At 40.0% G+C, this 23319-nt stretch carries 22 protein-coding genes and 2 tRNA genes; 10 read left to right on the top strand and 14 right to left on the bottom strand.

Annotated features, from left to right (window positions below; all coding sequences use genetic code 11):
* Positions 1–42: 42 nt before the first annotated feature.
* Genes HUN22_RS02975 through HUN22_RS02965 form a run of 3 tightly spaced genes read left to right on the top strand, consistent with a single transcriptional unit; the run spans position 43 to position 2067 of the window.
* On the top strand, positions 43–993 hold the full coding sequence (locus HUN22_RS02975; RefSeq protein ID WP_174726443.1) for a homoserine kinase: 951 nt from the start codon (positions 43–45) through the stop codon (positions 991–993).
* Between the two features lie 12 nt (positions 994–1005).
* On the top strand, positions 1006–1635 hold the full coding sequence (locus HUN22_RS02970) for a DUF1294 domain-containing protein (RefSeq protein ID WP_174726442.1): 630 nt from the start codon (positions 1006–1008) through the stop codon (positions 1633–1635).
* A gap of 36 nt (positions 1636–1671) precedes the next feature.
* Positions 1672–2067, top strand: a complete 396-nt coding sequence (locus HUN22_RS02965; RefSeq protein ID WP_174726441.1) for a DUF4870 family protein — start codon at positions 1672–1674, stop codon at positions 2065–2067.
* Positions 2068–2099: 32 nt separating this feature from the next.
* Here the strand turns inward: HUN22_RS02965 and HUN22_RS02960 are convergent, their stop codons facing one another.
* The gene (locus HUN22_RS02960) at positions 2100–3002 is read right to left on the bottom strand and encodes a DMT family transporter (protein WP_174726454.1); all 903 of its coding nucleotides are present in this window, start codon (positions 3000–3002) and stop codon (positions 2100–2102) included.
* A gap of 99 nt (positions 3003–3101) precedes the next feature.
* Between HUN22_RS02960 and HUN22_RS02955 the strand changes: the two genes are divergently transcribed.
* Complete coding sequence (locus tag HUN22_RS02955; protein WP_174726440.1) at positions 3102–3653, top strand: helix-turn-helix domain-containing protein; 552 nt, start codon at positions 3102–3104, stop codon at positions 3651–3653.
* Positions 3654–3719: 66 nt separating this feature from the next.
* On the opposite strand, the gene hisA is transcribed toward HUN22_RS02955, so the two are convergent.
* The 5 genes from hisA to hisB all read right to left on the bottom strand — a co-directional run bounded on the left by hisA (position 3720) and on the right by hisB (position 7184).
* Positions 3720–4451, bottom strand: a complete 732-nt coding sequence (gene hisA / locus HUN22_RS02950; protein WP_000905538.1) for a 1-(5-phosphoribosyl)-5-[(5-phosphoribosylamino)methylideneamino]imidazole-4-carboxamide isomerase — start codon at positions 4449–4451, stop codon at positions 3720–3722.
* A 94-nt stretch (positions 4452–4545) separates the two neighbouring features.
* Positions 4546–5190 (bottom strand): 3'-5' exonuclease, encoded by a 645-nt coding sequence (locus tag HUN22_RS02945; protein WP_174726439.1) that lies wholly within the window; start codon positions 5188–5190, stop codon positions 4546–4548.
* Positions 5191–5275: 85 nt separating this feature from the next.
* The gene (locus HUN22_RS02940; RefSeq protein ID WP_174726438.1) at positions 5276–5824 is read right to left on the bottom strand and encodes a DUF805 domain-containing protein; all 549 of its coding nucleotides are present in this window, start codon (positions 5822–5824) and stop codon (positions 5276–5278) included.
* A gap of 149 nt (positions 5825–5973) precedes the next feature.
* Positions 5974–6591: an imidazole glycerol phosphate synthase subunit HisH gene (hisH, locus tag HUN22_RS02935; protein WP_174726437.1), complete on the bottom strand. Its 618-nt coding sequence runs from the start codon at positions 6589–6591 to the stop codon at positions 5974–5976.
* The gene (hisB, locus tag HUN22_RS02930; RefSeq protein WP_002116767.1) at positions 6591–7184 is read right to left on the bottom strand and encodes an imidazoleglycerol-phosphate dehydratase HisB; all 594 of its coding nucleotides are present in this window, start codon (positions 7182–7184) and stop codon (positions 6591–6593) included. The genes hisH and hisB overlap by 1 nt, the downstream gene beginning before the upstream one ends.
* A gap of 103 nt (positions 7185–7287) precedes the next feature.
* Here hisB and HUN22_RS02925 point away from each other — a divergent pair, with 103 nt between their 5' ends.
* The 3 genes from HUN22_RS02925 to HUN22_RS02915 all read left to right on the top strand — a co-directional run bounded on the left by HUN22_RS02925 (position 7288) and on the right by HUN22_RS02915 (position 8056).
* Positions 7288–7671 carry a GNAT family N-acetyltransferase gene (locus tag HUN22_RS02925; RefSeq protein ID WP_004789887.1) on the top strand — a complete coding sequence of 128 codons (384 nt, stop codon included), beginning with the start codon at positions 7288–7290 and terminating at the stop codon, positions 7669–7671.
* Positions 7672–7777: 106 nt separating this feature from the next.
* A tRNA-Phe gene (locus HUN22_RS02920) sits at positions 7778–7853 on the top strand.
* Between the two features lie 127 nt (positions 7854–7980).
* Positions 7981–8056: transfer RNA gene (locus tag HUN22_RS02915), tRNA-Phe, on the top strand.
* Between the two features lie 175 nt (positions 8057–8231).
* Here HUN22_RS02915 and HUN22_RS02910 read toward each other — a convergent pair.
* The 5 genes from HUN22_RS02910 to ompR form a co-directional block, all read right to left on the bottom strand.
* The gene (locus HUN22_RS02910) at positions 8232–8663 is read right to left on the bottom strand and encodes a GNAT family acetyltransferase (RefSeq protein ID WP_016143688.1); all 432 of its coding nucleotides are present in this window, start codon (positions 8661–8663) and stop codon (positions 8232–8234) included.
* Positions 8664–8793: 130 nt separating this feature from the next.
* Positions 8794–10308, bottom strand: a complete 1515-nt coding sequence (locus tag HUN22_RS02905) for an acetyl-CoA hydrolase/transferase family protein (protein ID WP_016142851.1) — start codon at positions 10306–10308, stop codon at positions 8794–8796.
* A 35-nt stretch (positions 10309–10343) separates the two neighbouring features.
* Positions 10344–10466 (bottom strand): hypothetical protein, encoded by a 123-nt coding sequence (locus HUN22_RS02900; RefSeq protein ID WP_174726453.1) that lies wholly within the window; start codon positions 10464–10466, stop codon positions 10344–10346.
* Between the two features lie 33 nt (positions 10467–10499).
* Positions 10500–11957 carry an ATP-binding protein gene (locus HUN22_RS02895; RefSeq protein WP_174726436.1) on the bottom strand — a complete coding sequence of 486 codons (1458 nt, stop codon included), beginning with the start codon at positions 11955–11957 and terminating at the stop codon, positions 10500–10502.
* 17 nt (positions 11958–11974) lie between these two features.
* Positions 11975–12739: an osmolarity response regulator transcription factor OmpR gene (gene ompR / locus HUN22_RS02890; protein ID WP_000060753.1), complete on the bottom strand. Its 765-nt coding sequence runs from the start codon at positions 12737–12739 to the stop codon at positions 11975–11977.
* A gap of 657 nt (positions 12740–13396) precedes the next feature.
* Here ompR and HUN22_RS02885 point away from each other — a divergent pair.
* Positions 13397–15745 (top strand): Tex family protein, encoded by a 2349-nt coding sequence (locus HUN22_RS02885; RefSeq protein ID WP_174726435.1) that lies wholly within the window; start codon positions 13397–13399, stop codon positions 15743–15745.
* A 295-nt stretch (positions 15746–16040) separates the two neighbouring features.
* On the top strand, positions 16041–18227 hold the full coding sequence (locus HUN22_RS02880) for a SulP family inorganic anion transporter (protein ID WP_174726434.1): 2187 nt from the start codon (positions 16041–16043) through the stop codon (positions 18225–18227).
* Between the two features lie 66 nt (positions 18228–18293).
* Here the strand turns inward: HUN22_RS02880 and HUN22_RS02875 are convergent, their stop codons facing one another.
* Positions 18294–19184, bottom strand: a complete 891-nt coding sequence (locus HUN22_RS02875; protein WP_016142855.1) for an SDR family NAD(P)-dependent oxidoreductase — start codon at positions 19182–19184, stop codon at positions 18294–18296.
* 272 nt (positions 19185–19456) lie between these two features.
* Positions 19457–20734 carry an O-acetylhomoserine aminocarboxypropyltransferase/cysteine synthase family protein gene (locus HUN22_RS02870; RefSeq protein ID WP_174726433.1) on the bottom strand — a complete coding sequence of 426 codons (1278 nt, stop codon included), beginning with the start codon at positions 20732–20734 and terminating at the stop codon, positions 19457–19459.
* 295 nt (positions 20735–21029) lie between these two features.
* On the opposite strand from HUN22_RS02870, the gene ettA reads away from it, so the two are divergent.
* A complete protein-coding gene (ettA, locus tag HUN22_RS02865; protein ID WP_005067029.1) occupies positions 21030–22691 on the top strand; it encodes an energy-dependent translational throttle protein EttA in 1662 nt (553 codons plus the stop codon).
* 43 nt (positions 22692–22734) lie between these two features.
* Here the strand turns inward: ettA and HUN22_RS02860 are convergent, their stop codons facing one another.
* Positions 22735–23118, bottom strand: coding sequence for a tetratricopeptide repeat protein (locus tag HUN22_RS02860; protein WP_217484502.1), 384 nt, complete (start codon positions 23116–23118; stop codon positions 22735–22737).
* Between the last annotated feature and the right edge of the window lie 201 nt (positions 23119–23319).

The raw sequence follows: 23319 nt of genomic DNA, 5'->3' as shown, positions 1-23319 counted from the left end.
GGTATTCTATCAAACTTCACAGATGTTTTTTGCAGGTTTTCCATGTCGGTTTATACCCCGTTGAGTTTAGATGAAGTTCGCGCCTTTGCTGCACCTTATGGATTAGAGGTGTTGGAGCTGAACCCAATTCAGGGAGGTATTCAAAACACCAATTATTTTTTGGTTGATGTAAACCGCAAGCAATATGTACTCACCGTGTTTGAAGAATTAGACGCACAAGGGGCAGGCGAACTCATTCCTGTTCTTGAACAATTGGGAACTCATGATGTCCCTGTCGCTGTGCCGTTAAAACATAGCGGACAAGCAGTTCATGTGATTGCAGAAAAGCCTGCACAGATTGCTCCACGTTTAATGGGACACCATCCCATGCAAACCACAGTGGCGCAAGTTGCTGCGATTGCCGATGCACAGGCGAAACTGCATGTGGCTTTACAAGATTTTCCGCTTGAGCGTGAATATCGACGTGATCACCAATACTGGACAGGCGTTGCAGAACAGCTTAAACCCAATATGACTCAAGATGACCAAGTGTTACTTGAGCAGGTTTATCAAGCTTTTAATGCTAAAACAGCGCAGTACTCAAACCGACCAACAGGTTTTATTCACTCAGATTTGTTCCGTGACAATACTTTGTTTGAAGGTGAGCAGCTACAAGGTATTCTAGATTTTTACGAATTAAATCAAGATGAATTGCTATTTGATATCGCGATTACCATCAATGATTTTTGTACCGAATATCCAGCAGCGCATTTAAACTCAGACAAAGTAGCCGCTTACTTAGCAGCTTACCAAAAAGTTCGTGCGCTGACCTCAGATGAACTTGCATGTTTAGATGTATTCTTGGCAATGGCGGCTTGCCGTTTTTGGTCAATGCGTTTACAAGTTGCACAAAAAAATAAAGAAGAAGGACGTACAGGCGACGACATTTTGCAAAAAGACCCGCAAGAAATGCGAGCAATGATGCAAGACCGTTTAAGTCATGTAAAAGCATAAAAGGGAATGAAGATGCGAGATCAGGGGCGTTTAGTCGAATGGTTCGACGAAAAAGGTTATGGTTTTATTCAGCCGGATGATGCTGAAAAAGAGCGAGTCTTTTTGCATATCAAAGATTTTGCACGCCCCGGTCCTCGGCCAATTATTGGCTGTGCATTGGAATACCTGGTTATCCTTGATGAACGTGGTCGCTTTCGTGCCCAGCAGGTCACCTATTTAAAAGCCTCTCAAACCCGGAAAGCTTCAAGGCCTGCAAAAGCGGAATCATCTTTTCAAGCCAGTCCATGGTCCGCTATGCAAATGGGGATTGTGTTTTATTTTGTTTTAATGGGAATTATGAGTTTTATTCATATTTTACCAGCCTATACCTTATTGTTTGTTTTGATGATAAATGTGCTGAGTTACTGGCTATATTCACAAGATAAAGAAGCAGCACAACTAGGCAATCGCCGTGTGCCTGAGCAAACATTACATATTGTCAGCTTTTTAGGAGGCTGGCCTGCTGCGTGGTGGGCACAACAAAAACTGAGACATAAAACACAAAAACAACCATTTCGTAAGATTTATTTTTGTACCATATTCTTTCATTTACTTTTGATTTTGTGGCTAATTTCTCCCTTAAATGTGTTGCGGGGCTCATAAAAGTAAATCGTTTTATTAAACTTGAGAGGTATAAAAATGAATAGTTCTATCGACCAAGATCCAAATCGTACTTTAACACTTATTTTGTATGTACTTTATATTGTTGCCATTTTTACAGGCGGCTTACTTGCGATTATTGCTTTAATTATTAACTACGTAAAACGGTCTGATGTCCAAGGCTCGATTTTTGCGAGCCACTTTACATGGCAAATCAGAACATTCTGGTGGTACTTGGCTTGGAATATTATTGCCTTTTTGCCGTTTATTTTCTTGTTCTTCACGGGTGAAAATACTGATCTATTTGCAGGCGTTGCCATTTCATCGACTGTATTCTGTGTCGGCGTGATTGCTGCTGCTTGGATTTGGATTGTATATCGTGCAATTCGCGGCTTGATTGCGTTAAATGATAACCGACCGATGTATCTACCTTAATAAATAAAAAAGAGAGCGTTAAGCTCTCTTTTTTATTCTCGAATTCTTTTCGTTTTTTTAATTGGCAACTTAAGTTTTAGCTCGCTGACTAAGACACCTAAAACTACTAATGCTCCACCCAGAAGAGCAAGCAATGGCAAACGCTCACCCGCAATTCGACCAATAATTCCTGCCCAAACAGGCTCTCCCGCATAAATAATTGCAGCACGTGAAGGGTCAACCACACGTTGAGCCCAGTTCATCACAAATTGAATGAGCGCACTCGCTAAACCTAATGCAACCGCAATAATTACTAGGGGCCATGAAAATGCTGGAATCGTATGTTCACCCACGACAGGCATAATGGCAAAAGAAAGTAGAGATGCGACACCGAGTTGAATAATCGTAACGCGGCGTAAATTTACCTTTCCAGCAAAGTAGCTAATAAAAATAATTTCTAAAGCAATTGCAAAGGCACCCAGTACTGTTAAAAGCTGCCCAAAACTTAAGGAAATTTTCTCGAAACCATTGCCTGTCAATAAAACAAGGCCAGCAAAGGCAAGAGCAGCTCCCACCCAAGTCATGATATGTGGAGTTTTTCTAAAGATGAGCCACATTAAAATAGGGACAAGCGGGACATAGAGCGCTGTTAAAAAAGCCGACTCACTACTTGGAATGGTTTGAAGACCTATCGTTTGTGTACCATAACCTGCCGCAATTACAAGACCAATTGCACAACCCGCGCCTAAATCTTTTAAAGTGACTCCTTTCATACTTTTTAATGAAATAAGTAGCAAAGTCAGAGCTGCTACAGCAAAACGACAGCCTACAAAAAACATAGGCGACGAAAAGTTCAGTGCATATTGAACGGTAAGAAATGTTCCACCCCAAATGATCGTAATCAAAATGAGAGCTAACTGTGGGGCTTTGTTTGAACTTAAAGAAATTGGTGACATACTCAAAATCAGAATAAATTGTGCAATATACTGCACATGTTGCGCTATTCTTCTATTTTGTGCAATATATTGCTCATATTTTATTTGCTGCGTTAATTTATGAGCCAGTCCAGTACCGTTTTACAGCATGTCGGCACAAATATCCGTTCATTACGAGATGAACGAGATTTAAGCCAACAGGACTTGGCCGATCAGGCAGGGGTAAGTAGACGGACCATTGCAGCTTTGGAAACAGGGCAAGTTAATATTAGCTTGGCTAAACTCGATGCGATTGCGGCAGTATTGGGAGTAGATTTTAGAACAATTGTGAGTGCGCCTGAGCTAAAAGAACATGGCCTAGTAAATGCACTCGCTTGGCAAGGTGAAAAGGAAGAAAGCAAGGCAACTTTTCTTGCTTCAGTTCCTTCCCGTTCGCAAGTTGAGCTTTGGACATGGTCATTAGCAGTAGGGGAGTCTTATGTTGCTGAAGCAGACCCAGAAGGATGGCAAGAGCTTATTTATGTATTAGAAGGTGAGTTGACCATACAATTTGCAGATAGCTCAAAAACCATCATTGCTGGTTCTTCGTTGATATATGCCAGTTCAGTGACTTACACCTATATTAATAGTGGAAATCAAATACTTAAATTTATTCGTAATGTGGTTTATTGATTTGAAAAAAATTTTATAGCCACAATAAAAAAGAGCCTAAAGCGGCTCTTTTTTACATCTTAAAAATTAAAGACGGTTTTCATCTAACAAAAGCTGAGCTTCACGAAGGTTTAGAGTACCTTCATAAATTGCACGGCCTGTGATTGCACCTAAAATACCTGGTTGACCTTTTAAGTTACGAACATCATCAAGGTTGGTTACACCACCTGAAGCAATGACTGGTAAGCCTGAGTATTGAGCCAAGTTTACAGTCTGCTCAACATTTACACCTTGCATCATGCCGTCACGCGCAATGTCGGTATAAACAATGCTAGACACGCCTGCGTCTGCAAAACGTTTTGCTAAATCTGTTGCTTTAACATCAGTAACGTTTGCCCATCCGTCAGTTGCAACCATGCCATTCATGGCATCAATACCGACAATGATGTGGCCTGCAAAACGCTTACATGCTTCTTCTACAAATTCAGGTTCTTGAACTGCTTTTGTACCAATAATGACAAAAGTCACGCCAGCTTCTAAGTAGTGTTCAATCGTTTCTAATGAACGAATACCACCACCGATTTGAATTGGTAATTCTGGCTGAGCTTTTGCAATTGCTTCAACAACAGGTTTATGAATAGGCGTACCTGCGAAAGCACCATTCAAATCGACCAAATGCAAACGACGTGCGCCTTCATTTACCCAATGCTGGGCAGTTGCAACCGGATCGTCAGAGAAAACGGTATCGTCTTCCATACGCCCTTGTTTTAAACGCACACATTTACCATCTTTCAGGTCAATTGCTGGAATGATTAGCATGCTTCCGCTCCTTGCTTCATCATGATTATGAAATTGTGCACATCTTAGCAAAGTATTGATCAATCGCTAAGCCTTAGAAAAGACTTTTATAACTTTACGCTTGAAGTGCGGTTTGAATGGTTTGTGAAATGTGACTCGGTAATAGACTTTGTTTTCTGAGTGCTTCAAATACCAATAATGCAGCATACGCATCGGCAGCGGCATAACTGATTTGCTGTGGTGTCAGTGGCTTTCGCGCCCAATTTGAAGTTCCAACTTTTTTCGACTTTGCAAGGTACTGCCCAAATAACAGAGCTACTGCTTTTTGTAAGCCCATTTGCTGCTTAAAACCAAAGTGACTAAATCCTTTCGCAAGATCGACACAACTTTCCAGCTCAATACCTTTTTTATGAAAAATGTGCTTATCATTTTTAAGACCAAAGCCGACTTTAAGTTGTTTTGGGTTCGATAAAATTGGCTGTAAAAATTTTAAAGTTGATGAATTGACATGAAATAAATAGGCTTTATGTTCAGTGGCAAGTTGAATTAAGTGTGGACCTGTCGAGACTTCGCCCACTCGAAATGTCGGTTTAGATTCGGAATCAAATCCTAAAAAGATCGCTGCTTTTAATTCTTCTTCAATAGTTTTGCATTGCTCAATATTCTCAATCACCACAATATTCTGTTGGTTAAGATTTTCAAAAGGGGGTAGCTGCTGAATAGAGGCTTTATTATCAAGGAGGGCAACGGCTTCAGACATATTTATAGCGTACAAAAGAATTGAGCTATTCACTTTATATATGAATAAAGCCTAGAGGACTAGGCTTTATGAATGTCTTTAAAAATTATTGAGACTGAGAAGGGGTACCAATGACCACACTTTCGCTTTTCTCAACATAGCCTTCATAGGTTGGAGCCATGATTGTGGCAACAATAGCAAAAACAAAAGCAAGTGGAATCAGGATAATATAAATCCAGCCTAAAACACGCTCCCAGCCAAGAGTTGGGCGCTGTGGACCATAATCATTAGTGCCCTCAGTACCTTTTGCCGCAAATAGATAAATCATAAAAATAAAGTTTACAGCAGGGATCAGCATCAGTAATGATAGCCACCCTGTATTATTGCGGTCATGTAAGCGGCGAATAGTAAATATAAAGCTGACATAGATACAGGCAATATAAACAATACCTAAAACAATCATTCCTGCGGTGGAAAGACCGCTTAAATCTTCACTAGTTGTTAGTCCAAAAGTGAAAGCAATAATAAGAATGGCGATCACAATGACAAGTGAAAATAGGAATGTCCAAGCAGCATAAGAGAGTCGCCCAAAACGACCACTAGCTTTAAAGGGTGAATCTTGTTGAAGTGGCTGATTTTCAAAAGGTGAATTCATTTTGTTTTCCTGATCATTTGGTTTTATTTAAAAGTATAAATATTCAATATTTTGTTGAATAAAACATCATTCTATAAATGATTAGTTGTTATTGTAAATAAAAAAAAGATCAGGCCATCTAGACCTGATCTTTTCAGTTTTAAATCAGTTTAAATATTCCATTCCACAAAGTTTTTCAGTAACTGCAAGCCAGCAGTGTGACTTTTTTCTGGGTGGAATTGAGTCGCGAATAAATTATCTTTGTGAATTGCTGTGCAGAAGTTCACACCATAATCACAAGTTGCAGCTACAACGCTTTCATCTTTAGGTTCAACATAGTAGCTATGTACAAAGTAAAAACGAGCATCTTGTTCGATGTTGTTCCACATTGGATGGCTCGGGTCCAGTTGGTGAACCTGATTCCAGCCCATGTGCGGCACTTTTAAACCTTCCATTTGAGGAAAGTGTTTTACAACACCATCAAAAATACCCAGTGCATCTACGCCGCCATTTTCTTCTGAACTTTGTAGTAGCGCTTGCATGCCTACACAAATTGCAAGAACAGGTTTATTAAAAGCAGCTTTACGTACTACTTCATCAATCCCTGCTTCACGCATACCTTGCATGCAGTCACGCATCGCACCAACGCCCGGGAAAACAATTTTGTCGGCTTGTGCAATTAACTTTGGATCATTGGTCACATCGACTGTAGCGCCCACATGCTCAAGAGCTTTCGCTGCTGAGTGTAGATTGCCCATGCCATAATCAAGTAACGCGATACGTGTCATTAGAGGCTACCTTTTGTCGATGCAATCGTGTTTTCTGCACGTGGATCAACTTCACATGCCATACGTAAAGCACGAGCTAGCGCTTTAAATACACTCTCGATTTGGTGGTGGCTATTTTTACCTTTTAAGTTATCGATGTGTAAGGTCATAAGCGCATGGTTTACGAAACCTTGGAAAAACTCGGAAAATAAATCGACATCAAATGTACCGATGCGTGCACGGGTAAATGGAATATCCATAAATAATCCCGGACGACCAGATAAATCTACAACAACGCGAGATAAAGCTTCGTCTAATGGTGCATAAAAATGACCATAGCGTTTTAAACCTTTTTTATCACCTAAAGCTTGTGCAAAAGCTTGTCCAAGCGTGATACCACAGTCTTCTACAGTGTGGTGATCATCAATTTCGAGGTCTCCATCACAATGAATATCGATATCAAATAAGCCATGTCGCTTGATTTGATCAATCATATGGTCTAAAAATGGAACTCCAGTGTTTAGTGTGCCTTGACCAGTACCGTCGAGATTTAAACGAACTCGAATTTTGGTTTCATTGGTATTTCTAACCACTTCACTGATACGTTGCGTCATGGACACGTTCCTCAAAAAAACGTCAAAAATGATTGGATGTTAACGACAATTTCGCTGTGACGAATTCGTGACAGCATCATAGTTTGCTCAGGAGGGTTAATCAATGCCTATTACCGTACATGCTTATAGTTCTCTAGATAATTCAGAGATCCGCGATCAGCTTGAGCGTTTGTATGATACAAGTCCGGAGTTTGGTGACGGGCACGATGCGATTGAACAACTTGAACAAGATTTACAACAGTATACCACGCTATACACTGCTGAATTTAACACCAAAATTATAGGTGCAATTTGGTCCTCAGGACAAGGTGAAAGCAAGGTTCTTGAATACATTGTTGTGCATCCTGCTAACCGTGGTCGTGGGGTAGCTGAGCGCTTAGTTGAAGAAGCTTGTCGTATAGAAGAGTCAAAAGGCGTTAAAATTTTTGAACCGGGTTGTGGCGCGATTCATCGCTGCTTAGCGCATATTGGTAAATTACATCACTAAAAGCCTTTATCAGTATGTGGCTGTGATTTAAAAATAATCACTTGTTACAAAAAACACGGAAGTTGCTTGACGTCTTCTTATAAACATTGTTTAATACGCCCACTTCGGCGTGATAGCTCAGTAGGTAGAGCAACGGATTGAAAATCCGTGTGTCCCCAGTTCGATCCTGGGTCTCGCCACCATTATTTGTGTTTTCAATCCCTGATCCCATCAGGGATTTTTTTTTAAGTATAAAAAATACTCATTTAAATCAGAAACTCAGGATAATTGTTGACTATTGTTCTGAGATACGGCTTAATACAGGCCATCGGCGTGATAGCTCAGTAGGTAGAGCAACGGATTGAAAATCCGTGTGTCCCCAGTTCGATCCTGGGTCTCGCCACCATATTCGAAAAAGCCCCATACATAATGTATGGGGCTTTTTTCATGCCTATTTATTTAATAAAAGTATTAAGACCTTACCTGTGTATAAATCTCATTTTATCCACAGGTATAGTCACTTATCCCCAAACATAAACCGCTTTTATTAATAGCGAAAAAGAAAGCGTGTACTTAGTGCGCTAGTCGGGTGGATTATCGCTAATAAGTCGTTTTCCTAAACACACTGCTTCTACTTCGTCATAGCCAAGCTGTTCGTAAAAGTTCAGCACATTCAAATTATCCTTACGGACTAACAATTGAAGTTTCGGGCAACCACGGGCAATCAATCGCTTTTCAAGCTGCTGGACGAGCGCTGTAGCGATTCCTAAGCGTTGTTGGTGGGGATGAACAGCTAAATAGTTGATCCAGCCTCTATGGCCGTCGTAGCCGCCCATGAGCGTGCCAATCAGTTGCTCATCTTTAATAGCAACCAAAAACAAATCATCTTGTTGTGAGACTTTCCTGAAAATATCGGTTTCAGGACTATTCCAAGGGCGGGTCAGGCCACAGCTTTCCCATAAAATAACGACATCATCCAGATCTGCATTTGTAAATTGACGAATAATAAACATATGGATTTCTACTTTTTGTTTTGATGTGCTGAAAAGATAAAATAAAAATTGGGACTTGAGCAGTATTTTATGAATAATTTAAACAAATAAAAAAGCACCCCCGAGGGAGTGCTTGAATTAAACCAGTGATTTAAGCTGATTTTGCGACTGGTTCTGCTTGAAGCATTTGGCCTGTTTCTTCGAAGTTTGCATGCCAAGACAATGCTTCACGAAGTAAGTGAGGAGTATGTCCACCTTTAGCACATGCACGATCAAAGTAGTCGTTTAATGCACCACGATAAAGTGGGTGTACACAGTTATCGATAATAGCGCGAGCACGCTCACGAGGTGCTAAACCACGTAAGTCTGCTAAACCTTGCTCTGTCACTAAAATATCAACGTCGTGTTCACTATGGTCAACGTGGCTCACCATCGGCACAATAGAAGAGATATCGCCGCCTTTAGCAATTGATTTAGTCACAAAGATTGCCAAGTGTGCGTTACGAGCGAAGTCACCTGAACCACCAATACCGTTCATCATTTTAGTACCACATACGTGAGTTGAGTTCACGTTACCGTAAATATCAAACTCAAGTGCAGTGTTAATGCCGATGATACCTAAACGACGTACCAATTCAGGATGGTTAGAAATTTCTTGTGGACGGAGTACTAATTTGTCTTTGTAAGCTTCGATATTGCCAAAAACTTTTTCGCCACATTTTGCAGAAAGGGTAATTGAGCTACCAGAAGCAAATTTCATTTTGCCTGCATCAATGAGTTCAAAAGTACAGTCTTGTAGTACTTCTGAGTACATGATGAGGTCTTCAAAATCAGAATCTTTTAAACCTGTTAGTACAGCGTTGGCAATAGACCCAATTCCTGCTTGTAATGGACCAAGGTTTTTTGGTAAACGACCTTCTGCAACTTCTTTGTTAAAGAAAGCAATGAGGTGGTTTGCAATGCCTTGAGTCTCATCATCTGGAGGAGTTACTGTTGATGGTGAGTCATGTGTATCGTTAAATACAATACCTACAATTTTTGCAGGATCGATTTGGATTGCTGTTGTACCAATACGCTCATCCACTTTTGTTAATGGAATTGGAGTACGTGTTGGACGATAAGTCGGAATGTAGATGTCGTGCAAACCTTCAAAGCTTTCGCTTAAAGATGTGTTGATTTCAACAATAACTTTTTCGGCAAAAATAGCAAAGCTTGCAGAGTTACCTACAGAAGTTGTTGGAATAATACCGCCATCTTCAGTAATCGCAATTGCTTCAATCACCGCAACGTCTGGACGTTTAAGTTGCTGGTTACGCATTTGCTCAACAGTTTCTGATAAATGTTGATCAATAAACATAACTTCGCCGTTATTAATCGCACGACGTAAAGTGTTGTCTACCTGAAATGGCATACGACGAGATAAAACACCTGCTTCCGTGAGTTGTTTGTCTAAGTCATTACCTAAGCTTGCACCCGTAATTAACGTGATTTTTAACGGATTTTTCTTTGCATGCTCTACAAGTGCTTGTGGAACAGCTTTAGCTTCACCGGCACGAGTAAAACCACTCATACCAACGGTCATTCCATTTTCGATGAATTGCGCAGCTTGTTCAGCACTGATGACCTTGTCATGAAGAGAAGCTAGGCGAATACGACTTAAAGACATTGGACATCCTCAATATTGTCAAAACATACGGGATTTTAGCTATGAAAAATTGAAAAGTGCATAGGTGTTAGGCTAAGGTCTAATTTTGTAAATAAATGGCGGTATAAATTATGTTTATGGTTTTTATTTAATTGATTTTTATTGCTTTTATTTGCTATTAAAACAAGGTTTTTAATTGCTGATTGATTAAATTAAAAGCGCTCACTCAATGTTTGCTTTATTTTTTCCAATGGATTGGTTGTGGTGTTTTCTTCAGTAATCGGTTTTGGAATTGGTAAAGAAATTATAACTTCTAAACCACCTTGTTCGCGGTTATGAATTTGAATCGCACCATGATGAATATCGACAATACGTTTAACAATCGCTAGCCCAAGACCACTGCCTTGAATGGTTCTTGCTGAATCTCCACGAACAAAGGGTTGCATCAACTCTTCAATTTGATCTGCTGGAATACCTTCACCATGATCAGCAACGGTAATTAAAATAGATTCATTTTCAACTTTTGCACTGAGCTCTATCGGTTCAGCGCCATAGCGTTTTGCGTTATTAATCAAGTTGGCAATCAATCTTTTTAAAGAAAGGCTACGTGCCGGAATAATAGGTACATCCTGCATCTTAAACTGAATATCGAGAGGTTTAAATTGCACAACTAATTCTTGCAAAAGCATGTTGATATTGGTGTCTTTCAATTCCTCATCCGAACCATCGCGCATATACGAAATGAATTGATTGAGAATTGCATCCATATCATCTACATCATAGACCAAACCCTCACGCAAAAACTCATCAGGCAGCATCTCTGCTGTTAAACGTATGCGTGTAAGCGGGGTGCGTAAATCATGTGAAATACCTGCCAGCATAATACGTCGCTCACGCTCAGTCTGATCGAGTGTGTAGACCATACGATTAAAGGCTTGGTTTACTTGACGAATTTCTAGTGGGCCATGATTGGTATCAAGGTAAGGTGCTGTTCCGGATTTACTGTATTCATTAGCAGCATTCTGCAAACGACGCAGAGGGCGATTCATCTGTCTGACTAAAATCAAAATAATGATAGCCGACAGTAATGGAACTCCCACAACCCAACCCACTAAGAGCTCAGGGCTGTAGTTGGCATAGGTTTTTAAAGGCTCACGAACCCAGTTTCCATGCATTTCAGGTGTTTGAATCCAAATGCGTGGGCTCGGTTTAAACTGGAAATAAACGGTAACGTCTTTAGTCCCGATCTCATTTGCCAGTTTTTGTTCAACCTGATTGGTAAAAAACTCGGCAATGACCTTTTCTCGGACACTTGGATATTCTTTGGGGTTTGTAACGTATTCAATACCGACTCGATTACGTAACCACGCATCAATATCTACTTCAGTTTCGCGATGAAAAATTCGTATGTCAGGATTGTTGACGAGCTCAAGTTCAACCGCAAGGTAGCGTGCGTGTTGTTGAATTTCAGGCAAGTAAAGCGTGCGCCAAAAGAACCATAACGACATAAACAAACTAAAGAACACCACCAGCAGTACCAAAATTGTGGTACGCATGGCAGCAGAACGTGGCTTTATTTTGTCGAGAAAACGTTCCCATCGAGTCCTTTTACGTTCTGAGTAGGTAACGTAATCGGTAAAGTTCTGTGGGGCGATTGGTTCTAAACTCACTCTATCTTATCTCAAGCTTATTCAGCACCATCTGGAACGAATACATAGCCTACACCCCATACAGTCTGGATGTAACGTGCACGTGCAGGGTTATCTTCAATTAAACGACGTAAGCGAGAGACTTGGACGTCAATTGAACGTTCCATTGCACCCCATTCACGGCCACGAGCTAAGTTCATAAGTTTATCGCGTGTTAATGGTTCACGTGGGTGTTGTACCAATGCTTTTAATACCGCAAATTCGCCAGTTGTTAAGGTAACGATTTGTCCTTCACGTGTCAGTGTACGGGTAGACAAGTCTAAAGACCATGGACCAAAGCTTACTACTTCAACTTGTTGGCTCGGTGCACCCGGAACTTCACGAACTTGGCGGCGTAATACCGCACGGATACGTGCTAAAAGCTCATTTGGATTAAATGGTTTTGGTAAGTAGTCATCTGCACCAGCTTCAAGACCGGCAATACGGTCTGAATCGCTACCACGTGCTGTTAGCATGATGATTGGCGTATCAATATTTGATTGGCGTAAACGACGGCAAATACTTAAACCATCTTCAACCGGTAACATAAAGTCGAGTACGATCAGTGAAAATAACTCACGTTGTAATAAACGGTCCATTTGCGAAGCATCGTGGGCAGTTTTTACAACAAAGCCTTTATCTTCCAAAAAACGTTGCAAGAGGGTACGTAAACGCACATCGTCATCGACCACTAAAATACGTTCGACACGATCCGTTTCGTTGTGTACGGTTTCAGGATGTTCAGCAGGTACAACTAAACTCATGATGTACTCCCTTTTAAAGTCATAATTTATATATTATTGGGTCGGATAGGCTTATTGCCAACAAGCCCTCAGTATAATGCCGATGTTCTTGTTTAGACTATGTATCAATTTGCTCAAAATTACAATTTTCGAGGTGGTTTGAAACCAAAAAACAACATCTTAAGCCCATAATTTAGCAAAGACCGCTCAAAAAAAACAAATACTTAAATATTCGACAATTTTTTACGAATTAAATATTAATAACTAATTGTTTCAAATAAGTTATTTTAATCAAGATTAATGGAGTTTTAATGGTTGAATGGGGCAGTTAGTTAGAGTAGATAAGAAATTAGAAGGATAAAATAGTGCTCAACATCAATATTTTGATCTTTTGGGCTATGTATCAATATGATCATTTTCTCATAAATTATATGAAATTTTTGTCATATTCATGACATAAGTCATACTGTTATATTTTATAAATATTAAAAGGCAGGAGTCCATCTTAATTCTTTCATAGTTAAACGCCTGTTTTTATGTGCTCTAGTCGTCGTAAAAAGTATAAATATTCAGAGTCAATACAAAAAAACGTTTTGAATACGCAAACAAGTGTGGATTTTATGGGCTTGGTCTTTATAATCAGTGCTTTTAAACTTTATCCTTGTGGGATCAAACACGATGACTGACTTAGTTCAGCAGTTGGCAAGTGAGCTTGCCGTACGTCCAAACCAAGTAGAAGCTGCCATCCGCTTAATTGACGAAGGTGCCAGTGTTCCATTCATTGCCCGTTACCGTAAAGAAGTAACCCAAGGTTTAGATGATACGCAGTTACGCCAATTAGATACTCGTTTAGCGTATTTACGTGATTTATATGAGCGCCGTGAAAAGGTTATTCAGTCATTGCAAGAACAGAATAAATTGAGTGATGACTTGTTGGCGCGGGTGAATGCAGCCGAAACAAAAAATGCTTTAGAAGAAATTTATGCACCGTATCGTCCTAAGCGCACAAGTAAGTCTTTTAAAGCAAAAGAAGCAGGTCTAGGACCGATTGCTGAAAAAATTATTGCAGAACAAGTTGACCCGACAGAAGCATTGGCTGGTTTTAGTCACGAAGACTATCCAGATGTTGAAAGTCAGTTAGATGCGATTCAGCATATTCTAATTGATGACTGGGCACAAAATATTGCGCTTACTACAGAATTAAAAGCAACTTTTGCAAAAACTGCAGTGTTAAAAAGTACAGTTGCTTCTGAAGAAAAGAAAGAAGTCGGTAAAAAATTCCGTGATTACTTTGAATTTTCTGAAGGCCTAAACAAACTACCATCGCATCGTTTATTGGCGATGTTACGTGGTCGTCAAGAAAATGTATTAGGTCTAAAAGTAGATGGTGAAGATGATGCACCATTGGCACGTATCGAAACTGAATACAACCTTGAGCAAATTCAACCTCAAGCACGTCAGGACTTCTTAAAGCAAACTGCTAAATTATTCTGGTTGGGTAAAGTTCGTCCTCAAATCGAGCATTCATTGCTGACAGAGAAACGTCTTACTGCCGAAGCCGAAGCAATGCAGGTATTTGCTGAAAATCTTCGTCATTTATTGTTATCAGCACCAGCGGGTAGCCGTACGACTTTAGGTGTTGACCCTGGTATTCGTACTGGTGTGAAACTGGCGGTAGTAAGCGATGCAGGTGATGTACTTGCTCATAGCACGATTTATCCATTTGCACCTAAAGAAGACAAAGAAGGCTCTATTGCTGAGCTTGCACGTTTATGCCGTGAATATAATGTAGAACTTATTGCCATTGGTAATGGTACAGCTAGCCGTGAAACGGAAGCTGTAGTGGCTGAAATGATGGCTGCAAATACAGACCTTAAATTAACACGTGTAACTGTAAGTGAAGCGGGTGCATCTGTTTACTCTGCAAGTGAGCTTGCAGCGGCAGAACTTCCAGAGCTTGATGTTTCAATTCGTGGAGCAGTGTCGATTGCTCGCCGTTTACAAGATCCACTTGCTGAACTTGTTAAGATTGATCCGAAATCAATTGGTGTAGGTCAATATCAACACGACGTAAATCAAACTGGTTTGGCTAAAACACTTGATGCGGTAGTTGAAGACTGTGTGAACGCTGTTGGTGTCGATGTAAATACTGCTTCGCCAGCAATCTTGGCTTACATTGCAGGTTTGAATAAAGCCATTGCTCAGCAAATTGTTGAATATCGCAAAGAGCATGGTCGTTTTGATAATCGTCAAGCTTTGAAAAGCGTACCACGTTTAGGCGAGCGTACTTTTGAACAAGCAGCTGGTTTCTTACGTATCCAAAATGGTTCTGAACCTTTAGATGCTTCTGCTGTTCACCCTGAGAGTTATGGTCTTGTTGAGAAAATTGTTGCAGCAAAAGCGACAACTGTGAAAGACATCATTGGTAATACCGAAATCATTCGCCAAGTAAAAGCTGATGAATTTGTTGATGACAAATTCGGTTTGCCAACCGTTCAAGACGTATTAGCTGAACTTGAAAAACCGGGCCGTGACCCACGTCCAGAGTTCCGTACTGCTAAATTCCGTGAAGATATCACGGAAGTGGGCCAATTAACTGAAGGTATGCAGCTTGAAGGTGTGATTACTAATGTCACAAACTTTGGTGCCTTTGTTGATATTGGTGTGCATCAAGATGGTTTAGTTCATATTTCTGAATTAGCGAATGAGTTCGTTTCTGATCCGCATAAAGTTGTAAAACCGGGTCAGATCGTACAAGTGCGTGTTATGCAGGTTGATGCTGAACGTAATCGCGTGAACTTAAGTATGCGTGCCGAAGGTTCTGCACCTGTAAAAGCACAGCGTCCACCACGCCGTGAGCAAAATAACGAACAACGTTTTGAGCGTAAGCCTCAAGGTAAACGTCCTCAACCACGTAAAGATCAAGCTGAACGTCCTCAGCGTGCCAAGCAAGAGAAGCCTCAAGAACAAAAAATTGGTGGTTTAGGGGCGTTGTTGCTACAAGCAGGGATTAAAGGCTCTAAATAAGCGTCTTTAATTAATAAAAAGGCCTCCAATCGGGGGCTTTTTTATTGGCGAATTATTATTTCTAATCGGTATTAAAGAGCGATTAAGGAAAAAACGCAGTCGTAAAGATGAGGTGAATCTTAAGATCAACAAATCGTTGTTAAATACACAATTAAATACACAACGTTATAGCATAACTAAACTTTAATGATATTCAGTTGTCCGACATCATCAACCCAGCCTTGAAGCATTTACTCACTTTCAGGCTGTAATAGTACAACTTTGCTTATTTCTTTTTATTATAAATGGTTGTTTTATGTCGGTTTTAAACCTGAAAAATAGATTTTATTTAAAAGACCTCCTGTCTGGAGTTGTCGTCTTCCTTGTGGCATTACCATTGTGTTTAGGTATCGCTTTAGCCTCAGGTGCTCCCATCATCTCTGGCATTATTGCAGGTATTGTTGGCGGCATTATCGTAGGCTTGCTAAGTGGTTCCCACATTAGTGTTGCTGGCCCAGCGGCAGGGCTGACGGCCGTAATTCTTGTACAGTTAGAACAACTAGGCGGCAATTATGCCGCCTTTTTATTATGTATTATTTTTGCCGGTGTCCTACAAATTCTATTTGGATTATTTAAGTTAGGATTTTTTGCCAACTTTATCCCTAATAATGTCATTTTAGGATTACTTGCTGCTATTGGTGTCATCCTGATTGCCACACAATTACCTTATCTGTTCGGACTTTCTGCTTTTTCATGGAAACAGGTTTGGACTTCAACACCAGACGCATTCCTTCAACGTTTTGATGAAGGGGCTGCACTTATTGGTTTACTCAGTTTATTCTTAATTTTAGCGTGGGATAGTAGTCCACTTAAAAAATTAGCTTTACCTTCGGCTTTGATTGCTGTTGTACTCGCAGCAGTTTTAAATTTTATTTTAGTGAGTATGGGCTCTGCGTGGGCAGTACAAATTGATAACCTCATTCAATTGCCCAATATATTACAAGCACCCGAAAAAGTATTAATTTTTCCTGATTTTAGCTATTTAGCTGAGCCTATGATTTACACAGGTGCAATTACTCTAGCTGTGGTGGCATCTTTAGAAACGTTATTGAATTTAGAAGCGGCAGATAAGATTGATCCTCAGAAACGTTCTTCTCCTCCTAACCGCGAACTTTGGGCACAAGGTACAGGTAATATTGTTTCGGGTTTAATTGGTGGAATGCCTGTGACTTCAGTGATTGTACGTAGTTCGGTAAATGCAAATACAGGCGCGCGTAGTAAATGCTCTACCATTATTCATGGTGTATTGTTGCTGTTAGCGGTTTTGTTTTTCGTACCATTGATGAACATGATTCCTCTGTCTGCCTTGGCAGCGATCCTCATTGTGACAGGCTTTAAGCTTACCCATCCAAAACTATTTAAACAGCTTTATCAAAAAGGTTGGAAACAGTTTTTACCTTTTATTATTACTTTGGTTGCAATTTTACTGACTGATCTTTTAATGGGAATTTTAATTGGTCTGTTCACTAGCAGTGCTTTTATTCTCTATGGTAATTTTAATAAAGGTATTCGTGTTTATAGAGAGAAGCGCTTGCATGGTGTAGTTACTCGTATTGAACTCCCGTCACAAGTCACCTTTCTTAATCGTTCTGCGCTTATTTCGGCATTGGAACATGTGCATAAAAATCAGCAACTCATTATTGATGCAACTCAGTGTGATTCGATCGATCCTGATATCTATCAAGTTATTCAAGATTATCAAAGTGAAACGGCCATTAAAAGACAAGTAAACCTTAAACTGGTCGGGTTCAAACAGCACTATCAAGACGTTGATGATGCGGTACTTGATATTGATATTAGCACACATGATTTGCAACAAAAGCTGAGTCCTCAACAGGTCGTCAACTTACTTAAGGAAGGAAACGAACGTTTTGTAAAAAATGAACGTCTTCAACGAGATATTTACCGACAAATTCGTGTGACTGCAGATGAAGGACAGCATCCGATCGCAGCAGTTCTTGGTTGTATGGATTCACGTGCACCCACCGAGATGATTTTTGATGTGGGTATTGGTGATCTGTTTAGCTTACGAATCGCAGGTAATATTGCCGGACAAAAAGTATTAGGTTCACTTGAGTTTGCTTGTAAGGCTAAAGGTTCTAAAGTCATCGTTGTTTTAGGACATACTGATTGCGGTGCGGTGACAAGTGCATGCCAATTGCGTTTAGAGCAAAAACAAATATCCGATGTGAAGGAAATGCCACATATTCAATATGTGCTTGGACCATTAATGCATTCGGTTAATAGCGTATATGACATTATGCAGCCACGTGAATTAGGTAATGCTTTTATTAGCCAAGTCACAGCAATGAATGTTCACTACAATATCCAATACATTATTAATAACAGCAGTGTACTCAAAGATATGGTTGAGCGAGGTGAGATTGTAGTTGTGGGTGCAATTTACGATGTAAAAACAGGGCACGTTCAGTTTCTCGACTAAATATAGACATTAATCAAAAAAGCGCCTTATTTAGGGCGCTTTTTTGATTATGCTATTAATTCAAAATTACCAGTGTTCACCTGGGAAAATTCGTGCATAAGCTTTTTGTGCCCAGTTTAATTTCTCGGTTTTTTGTCCCTTCGCTGCATCTGAACTCGGGAATAAGCGGAAACCAATCGACATAAACATATTGTTGATGCCTGGTGCTACCGAATAAGTCATTGAAGCTAAGCGGCCTAAGTTCGTTGCCATACGTTTTGGACGTTTCACAATTGCATAAGCAATTAGGTCAGCAGCCTGCTCAGGTGAAAGGGTTGGTACATATTTATAAATTTTAGTTGGTGCAATCATTGGGGTACGAACCAATGGCATATAAATTGAAGTAATCGCAATTTTGTGTGCATGAACTTCGGCTGATAGACAGCGGCTAAATGCATCAAGAGCAGCTTTAGATGCGACATATGCAGAGAAGCGCGTTGCATTTGCTAAGACACCAATCGAGCTAATATTAATAATTTGCCCGTCTTTACGCTGAATCATATGTGGCAAAATATTAAGAACTAGACGTACTGCGCCAAAATAATTTAATTGCATCGTGCGTTCAAAGTCATGAAAACGATCATAAGACTCGTGTACGGCACGGCGAATAGAGCGACCTGCGTTATTAATTAAAATATCAATATGATCGACGGTCGCTAAAATTTCTTTAGACACTTGATCAATCATTTCCATATCGTTGAGATCACACGGGAAAATTGATGCCTTGCCGCCACGACTTTCAATATCTGCTTTCACTTCTTCCAAAGTTTCTTGAGTACGAGCAACCAATAAAACATGGGCACCAGCATCAGCAAGTTTATTTGAAATCGTTAATCCGATTCCACTCGAGGCGCCTGTCACTAAAATGACTTTATCTTGTACCTTTTCCTGGAACAGAGCTTCTAATTTTTTATTCACAGCATTTTACCTAAGTAGGGGCAGGGATTATTTATTCCGGTATGTAATTTTTATTTTTTACAACCGTAGGTTCATCCAAATGAACTCATAAATATGGCTATTATCTTAATAGATGTTTAAAAATTGTCTAGTCTGTAAATATATGAAATTTAACAATTTATTTAGAGTAAAAACTCTAAAATACGATCTTAATCCATTAATTATTTTAGTTATATAATAAATGACAAATAAAAAAGCCTCTATTTCCAGAGGCTTGTTGAACAGTTTAAAAGTTATACAGCTGAAAGTGCTTGTTCCAAATCGGCAATTAAGTCATCAATATGCTCAATTCCAATGGAAAGACGAACCATATCTTCACTTACCCCAGCAGATTTAAGCTCTTGTTCATTGAGCTGGCGGTGAGTCGTAGTTGCAGGGTGGCAAGCCAAACTTTTCGCATCACCAATGTTCACAAGACGAGTAAATAGCTGAAGTGCGTCAATGAATCGAGTACCTCCTTCACGCCCATCTTGCACACCGAAAGATAAAATTGCAGAAGGTTTACCTTTTACATATTTTTGAGCCAGTTGATGCTGTGGGTGATCTTTTAAACCTGCGTAGTTGACCCATTTTACTTTTGGATGAGTCTGTAAATATTCCGCAATTTTTTGCGCATTTTCAGTATGGCGCTCCATCCGTAAATTAAGCGTTTCTAAACCTTGTAAAATTAAGAAAACACTCAGTGGGCTAATTGCCGCACCTGTATTCCGTAAAGGTACCACGCGAGCTCTGGCTATATAAGCAGCTTCACCTAATGCCTCGACATAATTCACCCCGTGATAACTTGGGTCAGGCGTGTTCAAAACTTTAAAGCGTTCTGGATATTTACCCCAAGGAAACTTACCGCTATCTATAATCGCGCCACCAATGCTATTACCATGACCACCAATATATTTAGTAAGAGAATGAATAACGATATCGGCGCCATATTCAAAAGGTTTTAATAAGGCAGGGGTGGCAACCGTATTATCAACGATGACGGGCACCCCATATTCATGTGCAATTTTTGAAATTTCTTCTAAATCGATGATATTGCCGAGTGGATTCCCAATTGACTCAATAAAAACAAGTTTAGTTTTATCATCAATTAAATTGCGCAAGCTTTCTGGTTGTTGATAATCAAAAAAGCGAACTTCAATGCTTTGTTTTGGTAAGGTGTGAGCAAATAGATTGTACGTCCCGCCATATAAAGTTGAAACTGAGGCAATGTTGTCTCCTGCTTCTGTAATAGTTTGGATGGCATAGGTAATTGCTGCCATTCCAGAAGCCAAGGCTAACGCACCAATTCCGCCTTCGAGTGCAGCAAGGCGTTGTTCAAGTACAGCAGTGGTCGGATTCATAATCCGGGTATAAATATTGCCCTGAACTTTTAAATCGAAAAGGTCGGCACCGTGCTGTGTATTATCAAATGCATAAGAAGTAGTCTGATAAATAGGGACCGCAACTGCTTTTGTTGTCGCTTCGGGTGAATAGCCTGCGTGAATGGCTAAGGTTTCATCTTTATAAGTCATGATTACTTCATCTTCGTGAGTTAAATATTGAGCGAGTCTAGCTTAAAAGTTAAATAGAAAATTGCAGAAATTCTGGTTTGTTTTCTAATTTTAGGAATAAAGATAGAAAAATATACGCTGAAACGCTGTATAAATCTTATCCATAAACATTTTGCAACTTATTGAAAAAGAAAATTGTTTGATAAATCCGTACGATGGAAATCATAACTTCAAGTTGTTGGGGTTTTCAGCGTATAATACGCGCGATTATTTATCGCTTATGCGATGTATTGGTTTTTCAATTGAGGAGTCCTGCGTGGCCCAATATATTTATACGATGAACCGAGTGTCTAAGATGGTTCCGCCAAAGCGCGAAATCTTAAAAGACATCTCTTTATCATTTTTCCCGGGTGCCAAAATTGGTGTGCTCGGTTTGAACGGTGCAGGTAAGTCTACCTTGCTTCGTATTATGGCTGGCGTAGATAAAGATTTCTCTGGTGAGGCTCGTGCACAACCTGGAATTAAAATCGGCTATTTAGAGCAAGAACCACCTCTTGATCCGACTAAAGACGTTCGTGGTAACGTTGAAGATGGCGTGCGTGAAGCTTTAGATGCATTAGAACGCCTTGATCAGGTTTTTGCAGAATATGCAGATCCAGATGCAGATTTTGATGCACTTGCAAAAGAGCAGGAAAAATTAGAATCAATTATCCATGCTTGGGATGCACATAACTTAAATAACCAGCTTGAAATCGCGGCAGATGCCTTGAACCTTCCAGCTTGGGATGCAGACGTAACTAAGCTTTCAGGTGGTGAACGCCGTCGTGTAGCGCTTTGTCGTTTATTGCTCTCTAAACCAGACATGTTGCTTCTTGACGAACCGACGAACCATTTGGATGCAGAATCTGTATCTTGGTTAGAGCGCTTCTTGAAAGATTTTCCTGGCACAATCGTTGCGATTACGCATGACCGTTATTTCTTAGATAACGTGGCCGAGTGGATCTTGGAGCTTGACCGTGGACATGGTATTCCTTACCAAGGCAACTACTCTTCTTGGTTGGAACAGAAAAATGCTCGTTTAGAACAAGAGCAGAAGCAAGAAGAATCTTTTGCTAAAGCATTGAAGAAAGAACTTGAATGGGTTCGTTCAAATGCTAAAGGTCAGCAAAAGAAAAACAAAGCACGTATGGAGCGTTTTGAAGAGCTTAACTCTAAAGAATTCCAGCAACGTAATGAGACGTCTGAAATCTACATTCCACCTGGCCCTCGTTTGGGTAATAAAGTTGTGGAAGTTGAAGGGATCAGCAAATCATTTGACGGCCGCGTATTGTACGAAAACTTATCGTTTACAGTACCTCCAACAGCAATTGTGGGTATCGTTGGTCCAAACGGTGCGGGTAAAACGACTTTATTCCGTATGATGACTGGCGAACAGCAACCTGATACAGGTACTGTGACTTTAGGTGAGTCAGTTAAAGTAGCTTACGTAGGTCAGATTCGTGACACCTTAGACAATAACAAAACTGTTTGGGAAGAAGTGTCTGGTGGTTTAGATATCTTGAAAGTGGGCGATTATGAAATTGCTTCACGTGCTTATATCGGCCGCTTTAACTTCAAAGGCCAAGATCAGCAAAAACGCGTAGGCGAATTGTCTGGTGGTGAGCGTAACCGTTTACAACTTGCGAAAATTTTACAGCAAGGCGCAAACGTTATCTTACTGGATGAGCCATCAAACGACTTGGATATTGAAACTTTACGTGCGCTTGAGGATGCAATTCTTGTATTCCCAGGTACAGTAATGGTGGTATCGCATGACCGTTGGTTCCTTGATCGTATTGCGACACACATCTTGTCATTTGAAAATGAACAGCCAGAATTCTACACAGGTAACTATGCAGAATACGAAGCTTATCGTCAGTCACGTTTAGGTGAAGATGCTGTTCAAAAACGTACTAAATACAAAAAAATTAGCGGATAATTTCTGTTAATAAAAAAACCAGCCTACGGGCTGGTTTTTTTATTTATGAAAAAGCCAATTTACTAAAGGCTTCCTGTAAGCAGCGCTCTGCATCAGGATGGCCCTGACTTGCGGCTTTTTGTAACCACTTTTCAGCTTCACGATAATTTTTATCTAAGCCAAATTGACCATTTAGATAACCGATACCAAGTTTAAAAGAAGCATCAGAGCTACCACGTAAAGCTGCTCGTAAGTAGCACCACATAGCATTTCGATCATTAGGAGTTACATCTAACCAGTTTTGCATACGTTCATGATCTTGCTCGGCTAACTCTTCAAAGCGTAAACCTTGCTCAATTTCATCAACTGCTTGCGAATGCATATCAGAAGGTAAGTTTTCAAAAGCAAACAAGTGATTAAGCCCATGCTTGATTGATTTCATATTCATGATAGTTCTCCCTTGTTCCTCAATTTGATTGAATTGACTCACACTTTTTAAGCTAGTCCCTTATATTGAAATCTTATGTTTTTTTTTGTAAATGTGATATAGCGTATTTGGATGAAAACACATGAGGTTTTAGCTTACATAAAAGTTACAGCTGTTTTTACGCTTAGCGAAATTACTATGAGAATAGAGGTGTTTCTTAGT

It is taken from the genome of Acinetobacter lactucae, assembly GCF_013344765.1.
Taxonomy (GTDB): domain Bacteria; phylum Pseudomonadota; class Gammaproteobacteria; order Pseudomonadales; family Moraxellaceae; genus Acinetobacter; species Acinetobacter lactucae_A.
Note: the sequence above shows the minus strand (reverse complement) of the source record. Positions and strands in the feature narration are given on the sequence as shown.